This window comes from uncultured Algoriphagus sp. (genome assembly GCF_963974835.1).
GTDB lineage: Bacteria > Bacteroidota > Bacteroidia > Cytophagales > Cyclobacteriaceae > Algoriphagus.
This window is the reverse complement of the sequence record NZ_CAXBET010000002.1, coordinates 175365-200627: the sequence shown is the minus strand read 5'-3', so window position 1 is coordinate 200627 and position 25263 is coordinate 175365. Positions and strand designations below refer to the sequence as shown.

At 38.7% G+C, this 25263-nt stretch carries 19 protein-coding genes; 2 read left to right on the top strand and 17 right to left on the bottom strand.

The genetic code is table 11. The features are described from left to right. Positions 1–104: 104 nt before the first annotated feature. Complete coding sequence (locus AACZ73_RS06910) at positions 105–935, bottom strand: helix-turn-helix domain-containing protein (RefSeq protein ID WP_339876620.1); 831 nt, start codon at positions 933–935, stop codon at positions 105–107. 306 nt (positions 936–1241) lie between these two features. Beyond that, entirely contained in the window at positions 1242–1394 is a 153-nt protein-coding gene (locus AACZ73_RS06905) for a hypothetical protein (RefSeq protein WP_339876618.1), read from the bottom strand. Positions 1395–1960: 566 nt separating this feature from the next. On the opposite strand from AACZ73_RS06905, the gene AACZ73_RS06900 reads away from it, so the two are divergent. Continuing rightward, complete coding sequence (locus AACZ73_RS06900) at positions 1961–2332, top strand: helix-turn-helix domain-containing protein (protein WP_339876616.1); 372 nt, start codon at positions 1961–1963, stop codon at positions 2330–2332. Between the two features lie 61 nt (positions 2333–2393). Here AACZ73_RS06900 and AACZ73_RS06895 read toward each other — a convergent pair whose 3' ends face one another. The 11 genes from AACZ73_RS06895 to AACZ73_RS06845 form a co-directional block, all read right to left on the bottom strand. Further along, complete coding sequence (locus AACZ73_RS06895) at positions 2394–2903, bottom strand: Dps family protein (RefSeq protein ID WP_339876614.1); 510 nt, start codon at positions 2901–2903, stop codon at positions 2394–2396. 68 nt (positions 2904–2971) lie between these two features. Further along, positions 2972–3877, bottom strand: coding sequence for an alpha/beta hydrolase (locus AACZ73_RS06890; protein WP_339876613.1), 906 nt, complete (start codon positions 3875–3877; stop codon positions 2972–2974). Between the two features lie 89 nt (positions 3878–3966). Then, positions 3967–4788 (bottom strand): alpha/beta hydrolase, encoded by an 822-nt coding sequence (locus tag AACZ73_RS06885; protein WP_339876612.1) that lies wholly within the window; start codon positions 4786–4788, stop codon positions 3967–3969. 592 nt (positions 4789–5380) lie between these two features. Next, on the bottom strand, positions 5381–5962 hold the full coding sequence (locus AACZ73_RS06880) for a Crp/Fnr family transcriptional regulator (RefSeq protein ID WP_339876610.1): 582 nt from the start codon (positions 5960–5962) through the stop codon (positions 5381–5383). A gap of 360 nt (positions 5963–6322) precedes the next feature. Continuing rightward, positions 6323–7597: a hypothetical protein gene (locus AACZ73_RS06875; protein WP_339876608.1), complete on the bottom strand. Its 1275-nt coding sequence runs from the start codon at positions 7595–7597 to the stop codon at positions 6323–6325. A 4-nt stretch (positions 7598–7601) separates the two neighbouring features. Continuing rightward, entirely contained in the window at positions 7602–8309 is a 708-nt protein-coding gene (locus tag AACZ73_RS06870; RefSeq protein WP_339876606.1) for a gluconate 2-dehydrogenase subunit 3 family protein, read from the bottom strand. A 3-nt stretch (positions 8310–8312) separates the two neighbouring features. Next, complete coding sequence (locus AACZ73_RS06865; protein WP_339876605.1) at positions 8313–10055, bottom strand: GMC family oxidoreductase; 1743 nt, start codon at positions 10053–10055, stop codon at positions 8313–8315. Between the two features lie 56 nt (positions 10056–10111). After that, entirely contained in the window at positions 10112–11452 is a 1341-nt protein-coding gene (locus AACZ73_RS06860; protein ID WP_339876604.1) for a glycoside hydrolase family 71/99-like protein, read from the bottom strand. Positions 11453–11455: 3 nt separating this feature from the next. Further along, on the bottom strand, positions 11456–12145 hold the full coding sequence (locus tag AACZ73_RS06855) for a DUF3823 domain-containing protein (protein WP_339876602.1): 690 nt from the start codon (positions 12143–12145) through the stop codon (positions 11456–11458). A gap of 10 nt (positions 12146–12155) precedes the next feature. Beyond that, positions 12156–14051 (bottom strand): RagB/SusD family nutrient uptake outer membrane protein, encoded by a 1896-nt coding sequence (locus AACZ73_RS06850; protein WP_339876601.1) that lies wholly within the window; start codon positions 14049–14051, stop codon positions 12156–12158. 10 nt (positions 14052–14061) lie between these two features. Further along, on the bottom strand, positions 14062–17211 hold the full coding sequence (locus AACZ73_RS06845; RefSeq protein WP_339876599.1) for a TonB-dependent receptor: 3150 nt from the start codon (positions 17209–17211) through the stop codon (positions 14062–14064). Between the two features lie 641 nt (positions 17212–17852). On the opposite strand from AACZ73_RS06845, the gene AACZ73_RS06840 reads away from it, so the two are divergent. Beyond that, entirely contained in the window at positions 17853–20396 is a 2544-nt protein-coding gene (locus AACZ73_RS06840) for a hypothetical protein (RefSeq protein ID WP_339876597.1), read from the top strand. Between the two features lie 76 nt (positions 20397–20472). Here AACZ73_RS06840 and AACZ73_RS06835 read toward each other — a convergent pair whose 3' ends face one another. From AACZ73_RS06835 to AACZ73_RS06820, 4 genes are all read right to left on the bottom strand, one after another. Further along, positions 20473–20802 carry a hypothetical protein gene (locus AACZ73_RS06835; RefSeq protein ID WP_339876595.1) on the bottom strand — a complete coding sequence of 110 codons (330 nt, stop codon included), beginning with the start codon at positions 20800–20802 and terminating at the stop codon, positions 20473–20475. A gap of 241 nt (positions 20803–21043) precedes the next feature. Continuing rightward, a complete protein-coding gene (locus AACZ73_RS06830) occupies positions 21044–21709 on the bottom strand; it encodes a hypothetical protein (RefSeq protein ID WP_339876593.1) in 666 nt (221 codons plus the stop codon). 604 nt (positions 21710–22313) lie between these two features. After that, entirely contained in the window at positions 22314–24272 is a 1959-nt protein-coding gene (locus AACZ73_RS06825) for an OmpA family protein (RefSeq protein ID WP_339876592.1), read from the bottom strand. 14 nt (positions 24273–24286) lie between these two features. Continuing rightward, positions 24287–25258 carry a type IX secretion system membrane protein PorP/SprF gene (locus AACZ73_RS06820; protein WP_339876591.1) on the bottom strand — a complete coding sequence of 324 codons (972 nt, stop codon included), beginning with the start codon at positions 25256–25258 and terminating at the stop codon, positions 24287–24289. Positions 25259–25263 lie beyond the last annotated feature (5 nt).

The following is a 25263-nucleotide window of genomic DNA, read 5'->3' as shown; positions in this document are numbered from 1 at the left end:
ATAGCAGATCGAATAAAAATAAAATTGCATTAGTTATCGAACAATTCTGGCAGACAAACAACTGGAATAAACTCAAAATTACCGCAGGAAGAAGCATTTATTATTCAGAATTTTTTCCTAAAAGCAGTAGGTGAAAAACCCGTACTTTTTGAAAAAAAACGGATGAAGTATGCAACGTCATCGTAATTTAACTGATAGGCTATTTCTTTAACCGTGAGCGTAGTATGCACCAAAAGCCTCTTGCCTTCATGTATAATTCGATTTTTGATTATGTTATTTGGACTCTCATTACTTAATAACTTTATTTTCTTACTGAGATTTTTTGGCGTGATAAAAAGCATATCTGCATATTCAGAAACCGAGTGATGGGTCTTAAAGTTATGCTCAACCAACTGACTGAATTTGCGAAGAAACTGTACGTCCGCGTCCTGATCAATTTCGGTAAAATCATGAACCTCTTTCCAGATTCGGGTAGCTTTCAGGATCACCATTTTCAATAAAATTCTCAACATTTCTTCTGTATTGCTATCCTGACCTGCCATTTCTAATTTTATTTCCTTCAGGACATTTTGTACCGCAAAAGATTGGTCTGCTGTCAATTCTACAAAAGGAACTTCAAATACATTATTATATAAAATACCGTCACAGGCAACTTCCTGATCGTGCATTTCAACACAATAAAAATCTCTGTTGAAATATATCATTTCGCCCCCTTGGATATGATCGTTTAAGGCTTGGATAATTACTTTAGGATTAAGGAATAGAAGAGAATCACGTTTTAAATGAAACTCCTGAAAGTCCACTTTCAATTGTGACCCCTGAGGTAAAAAAAACATTTTAATATGGTCGTGAAAAGGCTCAAATTCATTTCCGCTTTTGGCCAGATCAGTAAGCTTCAGATGGCCAAATTTTTTAAAGTTAAATTCTTTAAGCATTTCAAAATTTTTATAAACTGGAATAGTTATGTAGATAATTAAGAGGAATTTGAGTAAATAGAATTCCGGAATTTCATTTATGAATAGTCAGTTTCCAGAGGATATATCCTCCGTAAAATCAATCACTCCCATCAATAATCATTAAACAATTCTCAAACTATGGATGTGGTCATCTTTTATATCAAACTGATAAATCAAGATTAGTGGACTACCTGGGAAATTTCCAGATATTTCCGCTTTGAGTTTTTTACTGTCCTCCAGATATTCAACAGGTTGCATCATAGTTTTATAGGTATCATTGGCTCCCTAAATCCATGCTTTTATTTCTTTTTTTCCTTGATACTTCTGTTCTTCATCATATACAATTGCTGTTTCAGCGAAACAATTCGAGAATGAAACACTATCATAATTGTTTTGTGCTTCTATCAAGGTTGCAATTACATTGGGCAGCTTATTCATGGTTTTAGAATTTATAATTAATTAAAACTAACTATTCACTAATAATTTTTCTTGAAATATTAAAGTATCCTGCAAATTCATCTTAGCATAAACTACTACGTCAAGTTATATATGTATGTGATTGAGCATACTAAGCGATATACATATATTAGATTTGAACACGATGCAATGCTTTCCGTTATGAAAATAAAAGCCTAAGCTGATCTTTAGGCGCCTTTCGTGCCACTTGTTAACAAGGGGATTTGCATGATTAATTTCATTTGAAATTAGCTAGCCATTCACTACGTTTCTTAATGCAAATTTCAGGCTTATGTACTGGCATTACAAGTACGGGTTACATATTCATATAGTGATAACTTATTCCCTATGTTATATTTTAGAACATTATCTTTTAAACAATTTATTGTGGCAGAAAATAATATGATACATTAATTATACTGTTGGATTAGAATTCAAACTTGAGCTTTATTCCGTGTGGTCTTGTTAAATAGCATTCAAAGATTCAAATAATTACTATAAATTTGATATCAGTTACCAAAAGGAAAGTAGTTACAATTAGGATAGTTATGAAAAACAAGCTGGATGATAAAGAAATAAAACATACTTCAGATTCTTGTTCAAAAGCCAGATTGCCTATCAGAGATACTCTGGATGTGGTCGGTGGAAAATGGAAGCTGGTTTTACTCACCGTATTGCAAGCTGGCAAAATGGGTTTTAATGAACTAGCCAGAGAAGCAGGAATTTCCCCTAGAATCCTTTCCAAAGAATTACAGGATTTGGAAATGAATGGATTGGTAAGCAGGAAAGTATGTGACACCAAACCGGTAACAGTTCAATATGAGCTTACCGAATACAGCAAAACACTTCATGATGTCTTAATTGCGATGGAGAAATGGGGAAATCAACACAGAAATAAAATCTTTTTTGGTGTTGAGTAAATTTCAAAATTCATCAGATTTTTTTTTATTATCCTGAGCGCTACGAATTCTTATACAAATTTTAAAGAGCTGTTCCAGTCTTAGGTTTCCTTTCCTGTAGTTGGATGAAAGATGAATACATCCAAACCAGCTTTTCTTGCTCACGGATGTAATCGCTCATAAGTGCAATTGTACCTTCATCACCTGCTTCAGCTGAGAGATTTAACAACTCTCTTTGTTTGCCAATCAAAATTCCCAATGAATCCAAGATGCTCTCTACACCAGCGATTCCGTCAGAAACGTTTTTTACACTCTTGATTTTTGCGGTGTTTTTATAGTCATCAAAGGTATGCAAAGGAGTTCCACCCAATGTTAAAATTCGCTCCGCTACTTCATCCACCTTCAAGAGAAAATTGGAGTAGAGTTCTTCAAACTTTACATGCAATTTGAAAAACTTTTCCCCTTTTATGTTCCAGTGCAAGCCTCTGGTATTCTGGTAGCTCATCATATAGTCAGCCAGTAATTTATTTAAACCTTCAGCAAGTAATTTGCTTTTTGATTTGTCTAAACCAATTTGGTTTTTAGTTGCCATTTGCAAATGAATTTTAATGTAAAGTGACATGGAGCTGTTTAGAAGCAGCTCCATGTTTACTGATGTTATTATTTAAGGGCAAACTTCTCAAGCTCAGTATTGAATTTTTCAGCTTCTTCGACAAATAGTGCATGACCACTATTCTCAAACTTTACGATAAATGAATCTTTAATTCCTTTATTCAACTCTTCAGCAAAAGGGTATGGACATAATTTGTCTAGCGTACCTTGGAATATGGCGGTAGGAATTTTAATTTTTGAAAGCTCTGGACGCAAATCCAGGTCTCTTAAGGCTGTGATTGATTCGGTTACAGCAAAGGGCGAAGCTTCTAAATTCATGCTCTCCAACCATTTTTCAACATTTTTAGAAATATTTCCTTCTTTTCCCACAAACGCACTTCCAAGTCCGAAAATCAAATCTTCCCTTGCAGTCATTGTTTGGTTAATCAAACCATTTGCATCTGCTTCGGATATACCGGAGGGCGATCCTTCCCTCTGTTTCCATGAAGGAGCTGCCGCGCCAAAGAGCGCAAGTTTACTCACATGTGCCGCATCATACTTGGTCACATAATGAATTACCACAGCTCCACCCATCGAAAACCCACCTAAAACTGCATTTTGGATATTTAGTTTCTCCAAAACGACTTTTATGTCATCCGAAAAAACGTCAAAATCATATCTTCCATAAGGCTTGTCTGATTTCCCAAATCCTCTCAAGGTAATGCCAATCACTCTGAATCCCTTGCGACTCAAGTATTGGTATTGATACTGGTACATCTCATCACTTAATGGCCAACCATGAATCAAAACTATGGGTTGCCCTTCACCAAGGTCTGTAACGTGAAGTTTTACATTTTTTCCAACTTCAATATATTCTGCTCTTCCCGCTGAACCATTGACTCTTTTGCTTTGCGCCATTAGGCTATTAGTGAAAAGAGAAACTAAAATTGCTAGTGCTAAAATTGATTTTTTCATCGCTATAGTAGTTGAAAATGAATGCTAAGAGGAGGCGAAATAGTTTCGCTTTCAAGGCTTCGTCTCACCCCCACCTTACACATTGGTGTTTAGGAGTTAATAAATTCAAGAATATCCTTATTTATTGTCGCTGCTTCGGTAGTCGGCATACCGTGAGAGAAGCCGGGATACAGGATCAATTTTCCGTTTTGTAACAATTCTGCAGCTTTTACCGCAGTGGTTTTATAAGGTACTATTTGATCATCCTCACCATGAAGAACCAAAACCGGGAATTCTACACTTTTTAGATCTTCCGTAAAATCAGTTTCAGAAAAAACCTGAATACAATCGTATTGTGCTTTGATACCACCCATCATTCCCTGACGCCACCAATTATCCTGGATGCCTTTTTTAATCTCTACCCCTTCACGGTTATAACCGAAGAAAGGAAAAGTGATGTCCTGATAAAATTGAGCTCTATTGTGCTGGGTGTTGTGACGAATATCATCGAACACAGCTAATGGAACACCGTTAGGATTTCGCTCATCAGCAATCATGTAAGGCGTAATAGCACTGATTAAAACCACCTTGGCAACTCTACCATTTCCATATTTTGCGGCATATCTAATGGCTTCACCACCTCCTGTTGAATGCCCTACATGAATTGCATTTTTTAGGTCCAGATGCTCAACCAATTCTGCAACATCTGCAGCATAGGTATCCATATCATTGCCATGGTAAGTTTGAGTGGAGCGACCGTGACCGCGTCTATCGTGCGCAATTACTCTAAAACCTTGCTCCAGGAAGAACATCATTTGAGCATCCCAGTCATCAGATGATAAAGGCCATCCGTGGTGAAAGAAAATAGGTTGTCCTTGACCCAAATCCTTGAAATAAATTTCTGTTCCGTCTTTTACTGTTAGTCTGTTCATAAAAGTTAAAGTTGTTTATTTGTTCAATTTGATAATGCAAAGTTGCAGTAGATATAGAGGTCCAACAATGGACAAGATTCTCCTTCAATTGCACATTTTTCCTTTTGCTTTTCATACGACTAGACCCATTTCCCTTCACATCCTATTCTGATTTTACAGTTGGAATATTCCTACTTATGCAAAAATTAGAATAGCGCTTTCGGAGTAATATCTATGCGAGATGATTATGGCTACAGATTAGGCTTTATGAAAAATGAACTTTCTAATGATTCGCCAGAGTCATAATCAAGGAACTTTTCACTCAATCTGAGTTCAAAAATAAAAGTGGCCTCAGCTAAAAATTGATGATAAATGACGAAAAAAAACGTAGACAAATGTCGACGACAACTACTGTTAAAAATATTGATTTATCTATTTCAACAGTATAGCTATTGCTTATTTTTCAAGCATTCAGTAAAGTAATGTGGCTAAACAAGTAGTAAAAGTGGTGAAAAAATCCTGCTGAATTAATAGTCTTTACAGAAGGTCTCTATAATAAACTATTAAACTGATCAGCTCAATCAATTGAAGCTTAGAAGAAAATACTAAAAGATTATTTCCGACTGGCTTTCTTCCTAATTCTACTTAAAGTGTCTTTGGTAATTCCTATGTAGGATGCAATGACATGCTGAGGAAAACGCTTCACTATATCTGGATATTCAGTGCTAAAATCGGTATAACGTCTTTCCGAAGTGTAGCTTATAGTAGATGTAATACGCTTTAGTGTTGCAATATTATTTCTCTCATCCATTTTTCTCATCACTTCCATAACAGCCGGAACTAGCTGAATCAACTTCAATAAATCTGCATTACTTATAAGCAGAAGCTCCGAATCTTCCCAAGCGTCAATAGTAAATTTGGATGGTGAAAGAGTCACCCAACTTTCCCTGTCACCTACCCACCAATTTTCTATAGCCAATTGCACAAAATGCTCTATTCCCTTCTCATCGACATAATATTGTCTCATGGCACCCTTGACAATAAATGCAAAATATTTGCATACTTCTCCTTCTTGTAAGAAATATTGCTTTTTCCTCAATCTTTTAGAAATAAAACAACTCTTTATAACCTCTATATCTGCATCGGAAATTAAAGTTGAGGCATTTTTTTGTACGTAATTGATTAATGAATCCATTTGATTCAAAGATAGCTGTCGGGCTAATAAAATGCTAAGTCCAAGTTGGGTATTCGATGAAGACATTTAGCTCATCTTGAAAATGCAATTGCTTATTTAAAGCAAAAGATAAGTATTAATAAATAAGGCCATTAACCATCTACATGATCTATTTTGCGAAGATTTATCCACAATTTCTAAGTGATAATTACTAAGTTTTAGAATTTGAAATTTTTCGTTTTATAAAAAAACCAACAGTCAGAAAACTGTTGGTTTAGTAAATAATAAACCAGCTATATTGTATTTAAATCAGCTACTAAGGAATGTTATGATGAGAGGAACGATTTACGATAGCATCCATATAAATCTTATTTGGAATATTCACTTATCCCTTTCCCAAATCTCCTTTATCACTTCTTCCTGACTATAACCGAATGGACACTTTTCGCTTTTAGCATTTGCTCTATAGCTTCCTTGACTGTTGTTTGGGCTAGAGATCATTCTGTTTCCAGGCACCTGTAAATGGCCGTTTGCATCGACACTTTTGATCCATTGTTGCGCGTAGCGCAACCAATCATTTCTTTCCGGTTCGGATTGAAGCGAAAACCAGGTGATTTCATCATATCCCCAAACAAAATGGGAAGTGGTATCAGCGACACCAACCTCTTTCGATCTTCCATAATTATCAAATTCAACCAGATATGGTAAGTTTTCACTTTCCCAACCAGAAGGGCTAACACCACCTAGACTTTTGTTATAAATTGCATCTAAATATCCCTGTTCTAGTTCCCCTTTTAATGGACTGCCAACAACTTCCTTAATGCGCAGTGGGAAGGAATTAAAATCAATTAAACTGACACCATTTTTAAGTAATCCTCCGTAAGGGACGTGGGCATCCAAAATCACCCAACCTCTTCTAGAAGAACTTTTGGCTTTCTTTCTGATTTTATCTATGATTTCACTCCAATGCTCATGCTCTGGATCGTTCATTCCAATAAGTTCTACTTGGCCTAGATGAAATGCTTCCGCACCAATTTCCATATAAGAACCAGCCAAGTAATAGAACCATAATTTGGTCTCTAACCTGCTGATATCAGGTACACTTTTGCCACTTCCCCAATGATCAACAAAGACTCCTTTTTCATTGAGCATCGCCTGATAGGAAAAATTTCTATCAGTCGCCGGCAAACCAAATTCGGTAAGAACCCAGGCTGGGATTGAAATTTTATTTACCTCCTCTGTGACGATTTCAAATAAACAGCCTTGAATGACTATAGTAGAATCAAACTGATGAAGGTCTGCCGCAATTGAACGGGCAGTCTGCCAATATTTAGGGGAATTCAATACAGACTCCCCACCCCATCTATAAATAGCTCTTCCAAGGAATTTGGCTCCGATCTCTTTGACCATTCGTATATCATCTTCATGATATAAATATTCTCTACCACCTTCAGGTTTGTCCGGTGTTAATAGATAAACCATGGTGATAGCTCTATCCAGGTAATTTTCAAGAACAGTTTTGCTAATTCCTACAGAATCAAAATGATAGCTTTTGCTAGGGTTTTGTTGAGCATCTACCTTGTTTACTATCAGAAAAAGCAGGGGTAATAAGCATATAAGAAAGACTTCTCTTCGTACGCAACTTTCAAAATCCATTACATCAACTGATTAAGTTTCCGTCTTCATCCCATTGCGCAACTACACCACGCTCCTCAGGTTTTAAGTAAAGTGGGATGTATTGTTCCTCCAGAGAGAAACCGTGTTTATCCATCACTTCCTGCGGAACTCCATCCCAGACATTTGGCTGATTCCCTTTGTAATCCAGGTATTTCCATCCAGCTTCTGTAGAAAAATACCCGGAGCAGGTCAAGTTCCTCATCATATTAAACCAGCGAACTCCACCCTCAAATTCCGATAAGGCAGTTTCCGGCCAAGCTACGAGATCTATTATCTGTATTACTTGATCTGAGCTGAGGTCCAGAAATGCTTTTCCAAACTTCTCTTCAGATTCAAAATCCAACCACATCAATCCACCTCTCATTGGTGTTTGATGTGCAGGCTGATCCTTCATCATAAACTCAATGAAATCAGGCACTCCTATTTCCGTAGCTGCCGGAGAAGTAGCATCCTTGGGCATAATTACATCCACCAGAATCCTAATCTTTTGCTTCTCATTCTCAGTAAAAAAACCTTCAGCTAGCAATGCCTGATCTCTACGGATTTCCTCCTGTATCCTCCCACCTCTAGTGCCACCATCTAATAAAGGTTGATGTTTTACCTCAGTATTATCTGCTTCACAGCTAGTCATGAACAGACCAGTTCCAATTGATCCTGTGAAAAGTAATTTTAGATTTTCCCTTCTGTTCATCTCTTAAATGTTTTTCCTTTTCAACTGTTCGACGATGTAATCTGAAGTTCTCCAGCTCAGTGCCAAAATCGTCCAGGTTGGGTTTTTGTCAGCCTGCGAAACAAAGGAACCGGCATCAACTACAAATAGGTTATCGCAATCATGCGCCTGACAATTAGAGTTAAGGACAGAAGTTTTGGGATTATTTCCCATTCTGGCTGTTCCCACTTCATGAATGATTCTACCCGGTGCCTCAAGTCCATAATTGGTTTCAGGGCCTTGCTTTTTACCCAAAGGAATAGCACCGGCATTTGTCAGAATTTCTTCAAAAGTGTCCTGCATATGCTTGGCCTGAAGTATCTCCTGATCAGTCCACTTATAATGAAAGCGCAGCACAGGTATTCCATATTTATCGACTACGTCTGGATCAATCTCACAATAATTGTCAAAGCGGGGAACACTCTCTCCACGGCCAGCCAAACCAATCGATGCCCCATAAAGTTGATGTATATCTTTCTTCAGACCTTCACCATAACCTCCGTTTGGACTTGGTTTTCCAAATTCATCTATGATATATTTTCTCATGGACTCCATTCCTGAACCAGCCCCATATCCTGGCTGTCCCATTCCTCCACCGTATTCAATGTGGTAACCTCGTGCAAAATCCAACTTCTTATTATCTCCCCACCAAGGCGTATACATGTGCATTCCTCCTACACCATCTTCATTGTATCTTTCCCTTCCCATCAGGGATGGAACAATTCCTGAACGACTAGCTCCTGTAGAGTCATGCAGGTAATGTCCCAATACTCCTGAGCTGTTACCTATGCCGTCAGGATGGGATTTGGATTTTGAGTTTAGCATTATCCTGCTCGTCTCACAGGCTGAAGCACCTAATACAACTACCCTTGATTTGAGTTTGTACTCCTTCATATCCTCTTTGCTGACGAAAGAAACTCCAGTTGCTTTTCCCTGATCATTCGTAGTCACTTTTCTGACCATCGAGTTGGTAAACAAATCCACCTTACCTTTTTTCATGGCGGGATGAAGCAGACATGTTCCCGCCGAAAAATCTGCATATACCTGACAGGCTCGGTTACATTGACTGCAGAAAAAGCACACTCCCCGTTCATTATTTATAGGTCGGGTGAGCATGGATAGCCGGGCTGGAATCATCGGAACGTTAGCAGCATTGGCTCCTTTCTTTAGATATAACTCATGAAGTCTCGGTTTTGGAGGAGGCAGAAAAAAACCATCCGGCTCATTATAGATCCCTTCCTTGGTGCCAAAAACTCCTATCAGCTTATCTACTTTATCGTAGTAAGGCTTTACGTCCTCATAGCCAATAGGCCAATCATCACCCAATCCATCAATGCTTGCCCTTTTGAAATCATTCGGACCAAATCGCAGGGAAATCCTACCCCAGTGGTTAGTGCGACCACCGACCATTCTGGATCTGAACCAGTCAAATTGGGTTCCATTCTTTCGGGTATAAGGTTCACCTTCAATATCCCAACCACCTATGGCGGCATCGAAATCACCGAAGGGTCTTATTCGGGTGCTGGCTCCTCTTCTTGGTGACTCCCAAGGCGGCCGAAGCTGGGTACGATCAGCATCATTTGCAGGGTCAAAATCTCCTCCTGCCTCTATCACAGCTACCGTAAGCCCCGCTTCCGAAAGCACCTTGGAAGCCATACCTCCTCCTGCTCCGGAACCAACAATGATGACATCATACGGCTCCCCGGATGTTTTAATCTGAAAACTCATGTATTATTCTTGAATTGTATTGGTGATTAAACTCATAAGTAAAACTGAACTTCAGTTTATCTACTGGGCTGTGTGGCGGAAAATGTCCCTTCCCCTTTAACCCATTTTCCCGCTTGTCCAGTTAGGAATAAATAATGATCTGTTTGCAATTCAGGATCAATGCCTATGAATTTGCCATCTGCGTTCAATGGAGTTGTCCCCTCATGCATCACCTTAAAAATGGCCGTCCCTTCATCAATTTCATCGAACATGGCTACGTACAACGACTTTGCTCCGGACTTCACGGCGCCATTAATTTGCTGCCAAAAGAAGTTTCCTTTCAGTCTTGGGATAGCGTTGTACTCTGATTCCTGATTCATATTTCCCCAGCTAAATCCAGGAAAAACAAGTGGAATATACTTCACATTATTTGAGTTGCACCACTGTAAATCAGACACTAATGTCTGAGAAGAAACCTCTCCATAATTCGTAGAATTATATCTCCCTACTGCCCAAGGCATGATTACATCAGATTTTTTGATCAGCTCATGTAGTTTGGGATTGTTCTCTGTATCATTCCCTAAGGATCTCCACCAATAAGGAACACCCAGCATTACGGATACCCGATTTTGCGTTCCTTTCAACTGATCGACAAGTATGGAAGCATCCTCTATTGAATACTTTCTATTGTCATTAAAACCAACTCCCCAAACCGCTACCAGAGGCTTACCATTTTCTCTCAGATAAGTCGGATTTTCCTGATTGTCAAACAGCTTGTACTTATTGACCAATTCAAAATAGTCCTTCTCTACAAATTCCCTTACATCCTCACCTGTAGCCCCGCTGAGGTCATACATGATGCAAACTGCCCTGCCGTATTTCTTGGCTGCTGCCAATGCATTCTCCAATACTTTGTCAAAATGTCTCTTCCCCGCCGGATTGGAGTCTTTTACTTCAGCGACAAAACGTTGAAGGTAAACTCCATCAATTCCGTATTCCTTCATCCACTTAAAGTGTAAATCCGTAGTCTCAGCATCATAAGAGCTAAAAAGATGCGCAGTTTCCCCATTTTCAAATTTGAAATCTGTTGGGTAAGTTTTAGCATATTCACTTACATCTGCCCACATATCTATAGTAGAACATCCAGGTTGAAACCCACATCCCGACTGATAATGATACCAGCCACGGTTAGAATCATCACCTTCTGCGGCAAACCATCCCTGATAACCAGCCATAACCAACCCATCGATATTGGTATACAATAACCCCGTCTCATCGTATTCTATTTCAGTAGTAGGTTTTGTGGGTGGATCAGGATCGGGGGTTGAATCAGGTTCAGTTGATTCTGAGCACCCGAAGGTGCTCAGAAGTATTATAGATAGCCAATAGGTCAAAAACATAGTGTTATAATTTTTCATTGCTTAGAGAGTAATTCGCTCCGCTGGTACATAGTTATATTTTGATTCAGCCGCATTGGCTATCGCTCCTATTCTGAAAAAGAAATCATCTGCTTTTCCAAAAATGGTACTGTTTGCCGCCACATCCATTTCAAGTGTAAAGACTTCATCCGGTGACACATCCCGATTGATATCATTTTCTACAGAAAAGGATTGAACAGGCTGGCCAACTACCGAATTCGGATGGGCAAAGAATCCGATCTTGCGAACATTACTCGCCCCGGTTTGCTCTATACTAAAGGTGGCAGTTACCTTACCATTTAGGTAGGAGATCTGAGGATTGACAATTCTCAGGTACGGAGTTACCATAAAATCCATAGTAGTACCTGATCCGATTTCCAGATCCTGCGCATCAACCGGATAAAAGTTTCCTCTTACCGGCTGCACGGTATACGTATTTTCGAAAAGAAGCTTGTTCTCGAATGTGCCGTCATTTTTGACTACCAAGTATTGTAATCCTACCGGATCATACCCGTGCTCCGCCAATTGAATGACCGTTCCATTGATCAAATCCTGCTCTACCAATGCACCTGTCTGAGCATCAATAAACTGCCCTGCAAAACTGGCGGTGGGAGCATCATAATTGTCCAGCTCACAGGAGAAAAGACCAACTGCAAATAGACAAAGGATATAGAATGAAGATTTCATATTCATATTCATAAGATTAATAAGATGGATTTTGAGTCAGCCCATTTCCACCTATGCCTGGAATAGGTCTATAGTAGAATCTAGGTTGAAAATTCTGAGCTTCCATGGAAGGCACATTTTCCCGAACAAAAATGTAAACCGGATCAGATTCCCGCAGGTCAAGAATCGGAAATAAGGAATGTCTTCTTCTGTTGGTGAATTCCTCTTCGTATTCCCTTCTTCGGATAAGGTCCCAGTATCGCTTGTTTTCAAAAGCCAACTCCACGGTTCTTTCACGCATCACATTTTCTAAAGTGAGCGGTACATCTACCGTATGTGCAGCTCTCTTACGGATGTCATTGATCGCTTTTTCTGCCAAAGCAGGATTACCTAAACCACTTTCAACTACTGCTTCGGCATAGTTAAGCAACACCTCTGCGTAGCGCATATCCATAAAATCTGAGGTACTTTGATTCCAGCCAGGAACCACAGCCTTATCTTCATTCAAGAATTTTTTGAATGAGAATCCAGTTCGGGTATTGTTACCACCATAGGTGTCGAAACCTGAGTATTGGGAAACATTCTCAGCTCCATAAGAATAAAACATTTTACCATTGACTTCTACCTGATCTTTGGTTCGAATCACAGGAGTGCCATCTGGTTTTATAAAACCTGCCTGAATTATAATTTCCCTATCCTTCCAGGTGGAGCGAGGTACAATTACAGTAGCGTGCAGTCTAGCATCCCTATTGGCAAATAAGGTTTCAGGATCAATAAACTCGATGTAAGGGACAGATGGATTGAAGCCATTGTAATCAGTCACTATTCCGTCAGATCGGGTCTGAAAAGGAGTAATTTCCCCTGGATTGTCATAGGTTTCATATAGCTCAACAAAATCCAATGTAGGGTTCATTCTGCCAGGGTGTGGCCATCCATTGGCAAGCTGTGCCGGGCCAAACCAAATATCGTAGTTATGTCCACGGTCATTGCCCGGTATTGCATAACCTTTGATAAAAATGGCTTCGATAGTTGCCACATTGGCATTCTGAAACATCCCTTGGATATTGCTTGCGGCCTCGGCTGGATTGGCCGGATTTGGCTGGTACAAACCAAAAGCTCCGCTGTTTATAACTTCCTCAGAGGATTCTATCACTTTTTGATAATATGCATTAGCATCGCCTGTGTTCAGTCCAACTAAACTAGCATCAGCTGCATTTCCTGAAAGCGGCGCTTTATCCGAAAATTTAGCTATCGAAGCAGCGTGTAAGGATGCTCTTGAAATTAGCGCAAGTGCGGCCCATTTGGTAGCCCTACGCTCTCCTCCTGACCATTGCTGAGGAAGTGTAGTACTCGCCATCTGCAAATCATCCAGCAGAAAATCCCAGGTTTCCTTCTCCGTAGATCTAGGCACTTTCAGCGACTCAATATCGCCAGTATAAGCCTGGGCTTCATCAATCAGCGGAACTCCCCCATATCTTTTGACTAAGCCGAAATAGGCATACCCACGAATAAATAATGCTTCTCCCAGTATCTGATTTCGATCAGACTCAGTCACATCAATGTCAGGTATTATGGCAATTAATTGATTTACATCCCTGATCAATTTGTAGGCTGGTTCCCACCAGGCGATGTCTTCATTTCGAAAGAAATCTCCAAATTCAGAATGTACTGCCTCATCCGTAAGCATTGTTACAGCAAACCCACCATTATTGGGATCACCTCCGTTGATATTAAATCCATTTCGGAAGTAGGCAAAATCCTCTACCGGAAGTTGAGAATATAGATTTGCCATGTAAAGTCTCACTCCTTCAGGATCAGAGAAGAGTTGCTCTCCCTGAATCCTATCTAAAGGTTCTTTATCCAGCACATCACTGCATGAAGTCTGAATTAAGAGGGCAAGAAGTATAAGTATAGAATAATGTATCTTTTTCATGATAGAATGATTAGAAGTTTGCGCTTATACCAAAGTTGAAACTGCGCTGAAGCGGGTAGGTAAATCCAGCGTTGAACAGACCTTCCAGTTTCTCCGGATCAAATGCCTTTACAAATGGATCTGTGATCGTGAAGATGTTATGCGCATTACTGAACACTCTCAAACTTGACAGTCCAATTGTATTAAGAGCGTTGGAATTAAATGTATATCCGATCTCCGCACTCTTGAACCTGACATAGGAAGCGTCTCTTCTCCACACTTCACTCTCCGCATAGATCATCCCCATATTTTCGATCAAACGGGATGCTGGCCAGGTACCTGGAACCCACTCGCTATCTGCATTGTAAGGGTCTTCTTTTCTCCATCGATCAAAGAAATAGGCTGGCGTATTCGATCCTTTGAATGCTAAAATCTCTGCATATACTTCATTGAATCTCACCGAATACTTGGCTGCACCCTGGAATAGGAAGTTGAAATCAAATCCCTTGTAAGATCCATTCAATGTTAGCCCAAAAAACATTTTAGGAGTACCATTCCAGAATGTAGGAAGCATATCATTTCCATCGATGATCCCATCTCCATTAACATCTTCGTATTTGAAGTCTCCAGGGAGTTCGCGAATATTCCCCAAGCTTCCGTTTTGAATAGGTGAGTTTAGAATTTCTTCCTGATTCGCAAACTGACCCTGATATTGGAAACCCCAAACTGCATCGTTGTTACGATCCAGGTTCCCGTTTCTCCAGCGGTCCATGCTGTTCAAAAATTCACCTCTTTCTACATAAATGTTTTTCGTCCTTGCATAATTGAAATTACCACTGATTCCATATCGGAAACCATTGACTTCATTCTTATAGCCTACCATAAAGTCCAGGCCACGTACCTGATCGCTATTCAGGTTTTCCTGAGGAAGGTTACCACCAAAAGTGTTTGGTAAGGACTGATTTCTATAGGCAAGTAAGCCCTCTCTATTCCTTTGGTACACGTCAAATTCCATATTGAATCTTCCGTCCCAAAGCCCAAGGTTAAAACCCAAATCAAGAATTTCAGAGGTAAACCACGTGAGTTGTTCATTCACAATAGATGGTGATCCAGCTCCTACTGTATAGGTTCCATCTATAAATTCGTATCCTCCGCCCCCAGTGGTTGTGTATCCGCTGACAAATTGGAAAGGGTTACCGGCGTCTTCTCCAACTATCCCGTATGAACCACGGATTTTCAAATCTGAAAGCCAGGAGGAAGTACCACTCATAAAGCCTTCGTCAGAAATTCTCCATCCTAAGGATCCTACCGGGAAAAAACCCCAGCGTGCATCCGGGTGATATCGGTACGATCCATCTTCACGGAAAGAGAACTCAACAAGGTATTTATCCTTAAAGTCGTAATTAAATCTTCCCACAAATGAAACCCGTGCGGTCTGTTCCTCCAGACCTCCAGCCTGCTGATTATTCAAGCCAGCGAAGTTGATCTGGTCTGTGGTATAAAAATCATAATACCGAAGTGCTGACACCCATCTGGACCATGTTTGTTGCTGCTCGAACACCAAAACACCACCTAGATTATGATCTTCATTAATTTTGGTATTGTAGGCTGCCTGGGCCTGTAAAGTGATCCTGTTAAAATCAGAGCTTCTATTGGAAATGTTTGAGTTTCCGTCGCGCTGCTTCTGCACTACATAACTATCCTCATTAGAATCATAATTATACAGATTGTATCCTTTTGATAGATTCTTGTTCAGATTGGAAGTGAAATCATAGGCTACTAGGCCTTTGAATGCTAAACCCTCCAAGAAAGGAGCTTTATAATTTAAAGAAACTGAAGATTGGATATTCTTATCCGTAGTCTCATTGTATCCGGTTAAATCTCTGTTTGCCAGAGCAACAGGATTTTGGCCTGAACCTACACTTGATGGATATTGGGGATTCCCGTTTGCAAAAGGCTGCTCAATAGGCAAAGTCGTCCGTGTACCTTTGAATATGTTGAAGAAATTCTCTCCCGGATCAGATCGCTTGTCTATTTTCCCGGCGATAAAAACCTGCGTCTCCAGATTTTGTGAAAGCTTAGCAGTGATGTTTGATCTCAACGTATAGCGCTTGTACTTGATATCATTGGATTGCAAAAGCCCTTGCTCGTTATAGTATCCACCACTGAGAAAATAATTTACATTTTCATTTCCGCCGCTTGCACTCAAATTCTGTTGATACTGCCAAGCCTTATCCTTCAGTGTTTCATCATACCAATTCGTAGATTCATAGCCTGGGGCTCCTGTAATATAATTATTCAGGATTTCCTGGGAATAGAATGGTGCACCAGTTCCTAGCAGTGCTGCATCATTTCTCATTTGAGCCCACTGGGAAGCTGAGGCCATTTCCGGCACACCTGTAGGAGTCTGGAAACCTACAGTTCCACTGTAATTGAATTTTGTAACTCCGGCAGTACCTTTTTTGGTAGTGACGATAATTACACCATTTGCTGCACGCACTCCATAGATAGCTGCGGATGCATCCTTAAGCACTGAGATGCTTTCTATATCATCAGGATTCAAACGCTGAAACTCACTTCCTCCATCCCTTGGAATCCCATCAATCACATAGAGCGGAGCTCCTCCGAAACCACGGATATTAATTGAAGTATTAAATTCCCCTGGTTGTCCAGAGTTTTGACGGATTTGAAGACCAGGGACTTTACCCTGAAGTTTTTGCGCTAAACTTGAACTAGTGGTCGTCTGAATTTCCTCAGCGCCTATATTACTAATTGCGCTGGTAAGCGATTCCTTCTTTTGAGTACCGTATCCGATAACGACGACTTCTTCCAGCCCGGCTATATCTTCTTCGATTGTGACAGTCAGCTGACTTTGGTTACCAACCAATATGCTTTGTTTCTTATACCCTATAAAGCTGAAGTCAAGTACGGCGCCTTCGACTGGAACCAAAAGTTGAAAGGATCCATCAATGTCAGTCACCGTACCAGTGGTAGTACCTTGAAGGAGAACTGTCACTCCGGGAATCGGCTCTTGTTTGGCATCCAAAACTTTTCCTGACACTTGTTTTTTCTGAACAGGATCAGTTTGTGCATTCACTAAGAAGGGTATCATCAAGGTTAAGACTACTGCCAGGTAGTACTGGATGAACACCCTCCTGATAAGAGGTCTGTTTTTTTTCATGTTGTTTAGATTAGGATTGGGAATTGTTAAAGATTAATCACTCAGAGAAGAGCGTTTGATCGGGAAAAGTCAGGTAGAATCATGTTTCATCGTCATTAAATTTTGGGTTATGGATAGGTAAATAAGTGCTAGACCTGTTCGAAATTCGAGCAGAGAAAAGCGGGAATTAGCTGAATCTTATATTTTGGAAATACATAAGGCTGCACATGTGGCGCGAAAAAATAAAGCAGTAGAAATGCGAAAAAGCGTGGAGTTGATTCTCCAAATAATTCATTAGGTAAGAATTCTTCATTTTGGGTTCAGTTAATGGATTGATCAAAAACTGTCCTAAATGAAGCGCAGGGCACTTAATTTGAAATTAATAATCACTTAACGGAGCAGAAAAATTGGAACAAACTCAAAAAAAAGTGAAAAGTCTGATAATAATCTCTGTATTTGAGAGGTAGAATTTCCTGTATTTGTAAATTCCTACAATCAGCTTATTAGATTTGGATTTTGGGTTTGGAAAAAATTCACCCAACACCTAAAATTCCATTGACAAATAATAGCTCTGCCTTTAAATCTTTTCTAGGTTTATATTGGCATTCTGCAGTAAAGACAATAACCCAAATTTCTCCAACGGAGAACGATTAATAGTTTAAATGTACGTGGACAAAATCAGGTTCCTTTTAGTAATACTTTTTATTCCGCTTTTCTGGATAAAAGCTGATGCACAGGTCGGATTAAATTCAGGGCTGTATTTTAATTCCCACGAAGTAATTCAGGATGAAAGAACCTCCCTAAACTTAACACCAACAACCCCTCTTTCTATCCAGGAAAAGCTAGTGATGGATTTTGATATCCGCTTTAGACCTGGTGATGGGTACTATGGCTACATTTTTAAGATGCTAGGCAATGAATCTGTCCCAATAGACTTAGTTTCCAATTTAGCTTCCGAAACCGAAAATTTTTGGCTGGTGGTAGGAGACCAATCTGTGCTTTCATTTTATTGGAAAGACCTGGGTGGGGTTATTTATAACGAATGGGCTAAGATCAAACTTACCTATACTCCTTCCTCAGGAGAATTCACTTTAAGTATTAATGGAATTGAGAAAAAAGTAATTCTGGAAGATTTCACCAATATAGAGGACTTTCAGATTGTGTTCGGAGCTAGTAAAGTCACTGAGATGCTCAATAGTGATGTATGTCCGATGACCTTGAAAAATATTAGGCTACATGACTCAGATATCCTTTTAAGAAATTGGGAGTTAAAAAAACATAGTAAAGGCTTTGTGTATGATGAAGTCAAGTCTCACGCAGCTGAAGTAAAATTTCCCAACTGGGAAATAGATAAGCATGTCAACTGGCGTAAAAGTCAAAAGATCGTCATGCCCGGATTACTGGGAATTACCAGTAACCCTTCGTCGGATTCTATTTTTATCGTGGGGTTAGACCAACTTAAATTATACAATACCAGTAGCGGGGAAATATCAACTTACTCCTATCAATTTGGAAATCCTTTCCCCTGCTTAGACAACAATTTTATTTATAATCCGCTGACTAAAGAGATCTGGTCCTACTCTTTTGATACTGTGGCAATAAATAAGTTGGATCTAAAATCCTTTAGATGGACTTCAGCTCCAGACACCTGCCCAGAACCCGATTTATGGCATCATGTCCGGCTATTTAATGCACCTGAGAATGAAATCATCACTTTTGGAGGATATGGCCATTATACATACAAGTCAAATTTGATGATTTTAAAAGATGGCTCTCTTGCTTGGGATTCGATCAATAAAAGCAACCAAATTCCACCCAGATATCTAAGCAGCATGGGCTGGCTTGACGACCAAAAAGTCCTATTGTTTGGAGGATATGGTAGTCCTACGGGAAACCAAGGGATAAACCCACAACATTATTACGATCTATATACGCTGGATCTGGCAACCAAAAACGTAGAGAAAATCCGTGAACTGGTGGAAGGTAGAACTCCGTTTACACCGATAGCAAACGCTGTACTAGCTGAGGATAAGTCAAGCTTTTACACATTGATCTATAACAACATCAACTATAATACACACTTGCAGCTCGCAGAGATTGGCATTGAAAAGGAGGAATTTAAAGTGTATGAAGATTCAATTCCTTATAATTTTCTTGATACCAAAAGTTGGGCAGGGTTATTTTTAAATGCTTCAGAATCAAAGCTCATTGCAATTACTCAAACAGATAGCTTGGTGGAAATATACCAACAGGCGTATCCCCCTCTTTTAAAAGATCAAGCAGCTCAACCCGAAAAAAGCAGCACAGGAAATATTAAGCTATTCGCTTTTTTTGCTGGAGCATTTGTACTTACTGCCTTAATTATAGCATACCTGAAGTATAGAAAACATCCTGCTCCAGTGGAGTTTGTTAAAGAGAATCAGGATGATTCAATAACTCATGTATCTCCTGTAGAAAACAGGAAAAGTGCCTCCGTTATTCTGATGGGGGGATTTCAGATATTTGACAGCAGTGGTACTGATATCACGGGCCAATTTACACCTACGATCAAACAACTTTTTCTCTTGATTTACCTTTCAAGCATTTTGGACAAAAAAGGTATTTCATCAGAATTGCTAACAGAACTGTTGTGGAGTGACAAATCGGCAACGAGTGCCAGAAACAACAGGAATGTCAATATCAGTAAGATTCGATTGATCCTCGAAAAAGTATCTCCGCAACTAACCTTGACGCATGATAATACCTTTTGGAAAATTGAACACGATCAAAGCGTTTATTCTGATGTTTTGGATTCGCTTCAGCTTATTCAGAAGGTAAAATCCAATCATAGACTGACGGAATTGGAAGTGGAAAGATTACTCAATAATTCTGCAAAAGGGGGAATCTGCCCGAGCGTTCAAGCAGATTGGGTTGATCAGTTTAAGGCTGACTTTACAGCCCAATTATTGGATGGATTGTTTGAGATGATGCGCCAAACACAAGATCATCAGTTGATAGCCAAACTATCTGATTCTATTCTCAAACTTGATCCACTGAATGATGATGCGCTGAAAAAACGCTGTTACTCACTTTTTAAATTAGGTAAGAAAGGACAGGCGCTGACAACCTATAATCAGTTTTGCAAAGACTACTTGAATCTGCTTGGACAGGAATTTGAATTAGAATTCAATGATTTAGTAAGCGAGAATGGAAGTAGTGATAAATAGAAGCACTAATCAACTTAAGTGAAACAATCAATCAGCAAATTCTGCCATTTAACCAGTCATTGAAGCGATATATTACTTAGTATAATATTTGATTTTTTACCGCGAGACCTACTATCGGTCCGATTACTATAGAAGGTATGAGGGCTATTAATCCATTGATAAGCAAAAAATTCAATGATACATCATCGAAGCCTGAAATTAGTGCTATTAATAGCCAAGGTGCAGACCAGCAAATCAAAAGGCTTTTAATGCCTACATAGATTCCATTTTGACCTTTCACAAGAGCCTTTGCGGCAGCAGATCCTAAGAGATACGCTATTATAAATGATAATAAGAATTGAGTTGCAAATAGCCATTTTATTTCATGACTTATACCCAGTGCATACCCAGTGTTACTTTTGCCCATGTTCCCCAAAATGACATATGTAATCAAAACAATGATTAAAAAAGCTAAGACAACCGCAATCAGATAATATTTAGAAATAGGTGTTTCATATTCCAAGTTCCCATTAGAAGCATAGATGAATCTTTTTTATCGACAAAACATCAATATATCTGACTAAAAATACAACATGAATTATATATAATCAATTGATCAGATTATTTCTCACCTATTTTAATTCTGAAGATTAGCGTGCAAAAGCCTATTATTTGCCATACTCCACTGTTGCATTTTTCTTTAAAAAATCATGTAATCTTAATAAAGAGTTGCTAGCATGTAGGGACATTTGTTCAAGAAACTCTTTGTCATAAAAGACTGATCCGTTTAACTCATTGAACTCTATATTTGAAACACTATTGTCGTTTTTAATAATTTCAAAAATATAAGCAGCAGCAATCTTGGAGAAGATTTGTATCCCTTCATTTTCTTTATAATAATCTTCCGTTTTTAGAAAATGATAAAAAAAACTTTTATTAGAATTCATTAACGGAACGGCACATTTTAACAAATGGAAATAATCTTGCAGGCCAGCTTCAATGCTATTTTTCAACACTTCAAAAGAAGATTTTGAAATAATTTTTTCTTGACTAAAATCTGTAAATACAATATCAAGAGGATAGTGATTTTCAAAAAGTACATTTTGAAATTGTTTTACTGACAATTCGTCCTCAAAATCACATTCATATATTTTAGCATAATTTGATTCATCCGCATTTTGGAATAGCGCAATATTACTTTCCAAACTTGGCTTACCACAAGCAAGAATAACATTGAAATTTAAACTAATAAAACTTTGTATTAACTGGTGATGAAGTTCACTTATTTCTTTAAAAGAAAATAGGATTGACGCGGTCCTTATATTATTCGCCATTTTTGGGAATTTTACTGCAGAATTTCAGATTATAGGGTGTTTAAAAACAATTAAATATCAAATAAAATTGGATTTGGACTCCATAAGATTAAAAACCAAGCCAAAGTTCCATGGTAAGGAAATTTTTGATCTGATTAAGATCAATTGAAATCAAATCAAATTGAGTAACTAAATGAAACGATATTCGCACACTCAATTCGTTCTAAAATCAATCTTTTAAACCATAAATTGTATGCTATTGAACCGTAAACACTTATGCAATAAGAATTGTTTTTTATAATAATTACTATAGCCTCGTGAGATCAATTTTAATAAAAACTAATTTTATCTTATACAGTATAAAAAATGATGCATTAAATTTTAAATAGATTGCTACAAACTCTATTACTTAAAATTATCAAGTCAAAAAATAACTCACTATTTAAAACTAAATACGTTTTTTAAAATTATGAATAATGGAAACTTCACAAGAATCAAAAAATCAATGAGTTACATTATATTCTTTAATGTTACCCATATTTTAACTAAACTCTATTGATATAAACTTCTTGAAATAAGATTTTTCCACCTTCAAAAAGTGGGCAAAACATACCCCACTTTACTCTTAGTATGCTATAATTTTAAACTCTGTTCTTCTGTTCTCCTGATGCTGCTCTTCAGTACATTCTATTCCGTTAGCGCATTCGTTTAATAACTTTTCTTCACCAAATCCTATCCCCTCAAGTCTATTTATGTCTATTCCGGACTCAACTAAATAGGCAATAGCAGATTTTGCCCGTTTATCGGATAGCTTAAGATTGTATGGATCACTGCCTCTGGAATCTGTATGGGAGTATAGTTCAATTTTCAGAGTAGGATTCTCCTTCAAAATCCTTATCAAATTACCTAGCTCTTCTTTTGCGTCTTCCCTAATTTCCCACTTGTCAAAATCATAATAAATATTATCCAACCTATAGGTTTTTCCTACTGTGATTTTGTTCAAGTATATATTTCTCACAATCGATGAATCACTGAAATTATCGCTTGCAGGAATATTGATGTCATCTGTTTTCCCAGATAAATAGGATGTTTTTTTGCCTTCCAAATAGACGGTTTGATCAAAATTCACCTTGATCCTGAAAGATCCATCAGCTTCGGTTACATAGGTATTAATAAGTTCGTTTTGCTGATTATAAAGGCTTACTATAGCATCCTCCAGCTCTGCGGAGGTTTCCTTATCAAGCACTTTACCTTTAAGAATTAAGTCTTTTTTCACGATAAGATCAGCATAATATATATCATCCAAACCTTTTCCACCTTTTCGATCTGATGAGAATACTGCCTTTGAATCGCTGCCTGGGACCATTGATAGCCCAAAGTCGTCACGATTGGAATTTACCGGACTCCCCAAATTCTCAGGTGTTTCATAGGAAGTATTGCTAATTTTTGCTTTGAAAATATCCAAGCCACCTAAACCTGCGTGTCCTGAGCTGGCAAAATACAGTATTCCATTCCTGTCCAGAAATGGAGTACGCTCATCACCTGACGTATTTATTTCAGGTCCCAGGTTAACAGGGGAAGACCAAGTGCCATTATTCCATTCTACATAGTATAGATCTGCATTGCCCTGACCACCCGGCATATCCGATGAAAAATACAGCCTTGAATTCTCAGTATCGTAATATGGATCAGATACCGTGTAGGAAAAAGGGGCATTGAATGGTAAAGGATTAAAAGAATCCATACTTGGATTAGAGATGTTCTGGGTAAAGAAAATCTCAGGAAATAAGGTGTAATTACGGGAAGAGCCCTTTTCGGACTTCTTATATTTCTGTCCTTGAGTCAAAGTCAAAAATATATTTTCACCAGTCTGAAACATTGGACCCACATGCAAGTCACTTTGAAGCGATTTCATTTCTTCCAGATTTCCGACAATGTTTTGCTCGCTCGAATTCCATGGAACTTCGTACATTTTCAGAAAGCCATTTCCAGTCCAACCATAAACTTCGCTCTTCAGCGCATTATTAGGATCAACCCGATCTTTCTTAGATTCAATTAATCTATCAGAAGTGAAATAGAGAACTGTATCATCACCTATCATTGGCCCAAATTCTGAAAAAGAGGAATTGACTTCGGCAATTGGATAGATTGCTGACTCAGAAGATTTATTCAAAAATGCTTTTCCCCCATTGGATGTTTTCCAGATCAACTCCAAATCTGGATTACTCTGGTCCGGATCTATTCTTGAAAGAACAGCTGAAGCTTCTGAATATTTAGAGTTGGCTATAAGTGCTTCTGCATAAGGTTTGATATCCTCATCTTTCAGCTCACCCTCTCTATCCAATTTGGTGTACCATTCTTCTGCCTGTTCAAAATTGCGGATTTTAAAATAAGCCTGAGCCAGCCCGCGGGCCGTCTCAGGCAGAGGTGATTTGTTCCAACTTTCCAAGAACAACTCAATTCCAGATGAATAATTCAAGTTCTCTGATTGCTTTTTCCCTTCCTGATAATATTGATAAGACAATGGCTTACATCCTACAAAGAAAAGTATCAAAAGGGGGATAAGATAGGGGGTAGTTTTCATCAACATTTTTATAATTAAAAGAACCTCGGTGAAACCAATCGCACCCTCTTAGGAGGAAATAAGAATGCAATTGATATATCATGCGTAGTAAAACTTCCGACTGAAAATCCAGAAATAGTATGGTCATATGCATACCCTAATCTCAAGCCTTCACGAAGTTGAATTTGAACCATACCAAGCACAGCGGTAGATTTCTTTAGTCCGTCATCAAACTTTCTTCCGGGCATATCAATACCAAACCTATACCCTGCTCCCAGCCAAAACATATCATTCAAAATCAAGGCGGCATTTATATCCATTCTGGCCGGTGCTTTAAAATCATCCATATACATAATGGAAGGCACAAGTGAGAAATTATAGTTTATATCCAAATGATATCCAGCAGTCAAATAAAGGTGAGGATCGGGTTTTACCATCACATCTCCCTTATCAAAATCCACTACTGAGGAAAGCATCTGATCGGCAGCAATTCCGATGTAATAACTTTCATCATAGAGAAATAACCCGGCCTTTAAATCAGGATAAGTCATCCTTTCCTTGGAAGCAGGGATCGAAGGATCATCATCCAAATCTGGGTTTAGCATGGATCCGTCCAATTGAGAATTGACCACCCCTGCCCCTACTCCAAAACTCAGATATTTAGTGTCCCCCAACCTTAGGTGATAAGCGATATTTCCATAGGCCGCTACAGTTCTTTGGGCTCCTAGCTTGTCAGTCAAAACCTGGCCTCCTATTCCCAATTGGGATTCTGCCAAGTAGGTATCTCCAGCTATTGCAAAGGTCTCTGGACTTCCAGTTACCCCAGTCCACTGCTTTCTATAATACGATTGTAGATAAAGCTGTTGTTTATATCCCGTGTAAGCTGGGTTTACAAAAACAGGGTTAAAAATGTATTGGCTATACTGAGGGACCTGCTGTCCATAGCTATGGCTATGGATCAAAAGCAGGAATCCAGCAAGTAGAGTAATTAATTTAAATAGTTTCATCTTGC

Excerpts from the sequence above, each read along its gene's own strand:
- AACZ73_RS06865 (WP_339876605.1), bottom strand. The coding sequence starts at position 10,055 with ATGAGTTTTCAGATTAAAACATCCGGGGAGCCGTATGATGTCATCATT.
- AACZ73_RS06895 (WP_339876614.1), bottom strand. The coding sequence starts at position 2,903 with ATGGCAACTAAAAACCAAATTGGTTTAGACAAATCAAAAAGCAAATTA.
- AACZ73_RS06875 (WP_339876608.1), bottom strand. The coding sequence starts at position 7,597 with ATGGATTTTGAAAGTTGCGTACGAAGAGAAGTCTTTCTTATATGCTTA.
- AACZ73_RS06860 (WP_339876604.1), bottom strand. The coding sequence starts at position 11,452 with ATGAAAAATTATAACACTATGTTTTTGACCTATTGGCTATCTATAATA.
- AACZ73_RS06910 (WP_339876620.1), bottom strand. The coding sequence starts at position 935 with ATGCTTAAAGAATTTAACTTTAAAAAATTTGGCCATCTGAAGCTTACT.
- AACZ73_RS06880 (WP_339876610.1), bottom strand. The coding sequence starts at position 5,962 with ATGGATTCATTAATCAATTACGTACAAAAAAATGCCTCAACTTTAATT.
- AACZ73_RS06845 (WP_339876599.1), bottom strand. The coding sequence starts at position 17,211 with ATGAAAAAAAACAGACCTCTTATCAGGAGGGTGTTCATCCAGTACTAC.
- AACZ73_RS06890 (WP_339876613.1), bottom strand. The coding sequence starts at position 3,877 with ATGAAAAAATCAATTTTAGCACTAGCAATTTTAGTTTCTCTTTTCACT.
- AACZ73_RS06830 (WP_339876593.1), bottom strand. The coding sequence starts at position 21,709 with ATGGCGAATAATATAAGGACCGCGTCAATCCTATTTTCTTTTAAAGAA.
- AACZ73_RS06840 (WP_339876597.1), top strand. The coding sequence starts at position 17,853 with ATGTACGTGGACAAAATCAGGTTCCTTTTAGTAATACTTTTTATTCCG.
- AACZ73_RS06900 (WP_339876616.1), top strand. The coding sequence starts at position 1,961 with ATGAAAAACAAGCTGGATGATAAAGAAATAAAACATACTTCAGATTCT.
- AACZ73_RS06835 (WP_339876595.1), bottom strand. The coding sequence starts at position 20,802 with ATGGGCAAAAGTAACACTGGGTATGCACTGGGTATAAGTCATGAAATA.
- AACZ73_RS06855 (WP_339876602.1), bottom strand. The coding sequence starts at position 12,145 with ATGAATATGAAATCTTCATTCTATATCCTTTGTCTATTTGCAGTTGGT.
- AACZ73_RS06885 (WP_339876612.1), bottom strand. The coding sequence starts at position 4,788 with ATGAACAGACTAACAGTAAAAGACGGAACAGAAATTTATTTCAAGGAT.
- AACZ73_RS06825 (WP_339876592.1), bottom strand. The coding sequence starts at position 24,272 with ATGAAAACTACCCCCTATCTTATCCCCCTTTTGATACTTTTCTTTGTA.
- AACZ73_RS06870 (WP_339876606.1), bottom strand. The coding sequence starts at position 8,309 with ATGAACAGAAGGGAAAATCTAAAATTACTTTTCACAGGATCAATTGGA.
- AACZ73_RS06820 (WP_339876591.1), bottom strand. The coding sequence starts at position 25,258 with ATGAAACTATTTAAATTAATTACTCTACTTGCTGGATTCCTGCTTTTG.
- AACZ73_RS06905 (WP_339876618.1), bottom strand. The coding sequence starts at position 1,394 with ATGAATAAGCTGCCCAATGTAATTGCAACCTTGATAGAAGCACAAAAC.
- AACZ73_RS06850 (WP_339876601.1), bottom strand. The coding sequence starts at position 14,051 with ATGAAAAAGATACATTATTCTATACTTATACTTCTTGCCCTCTTAATT.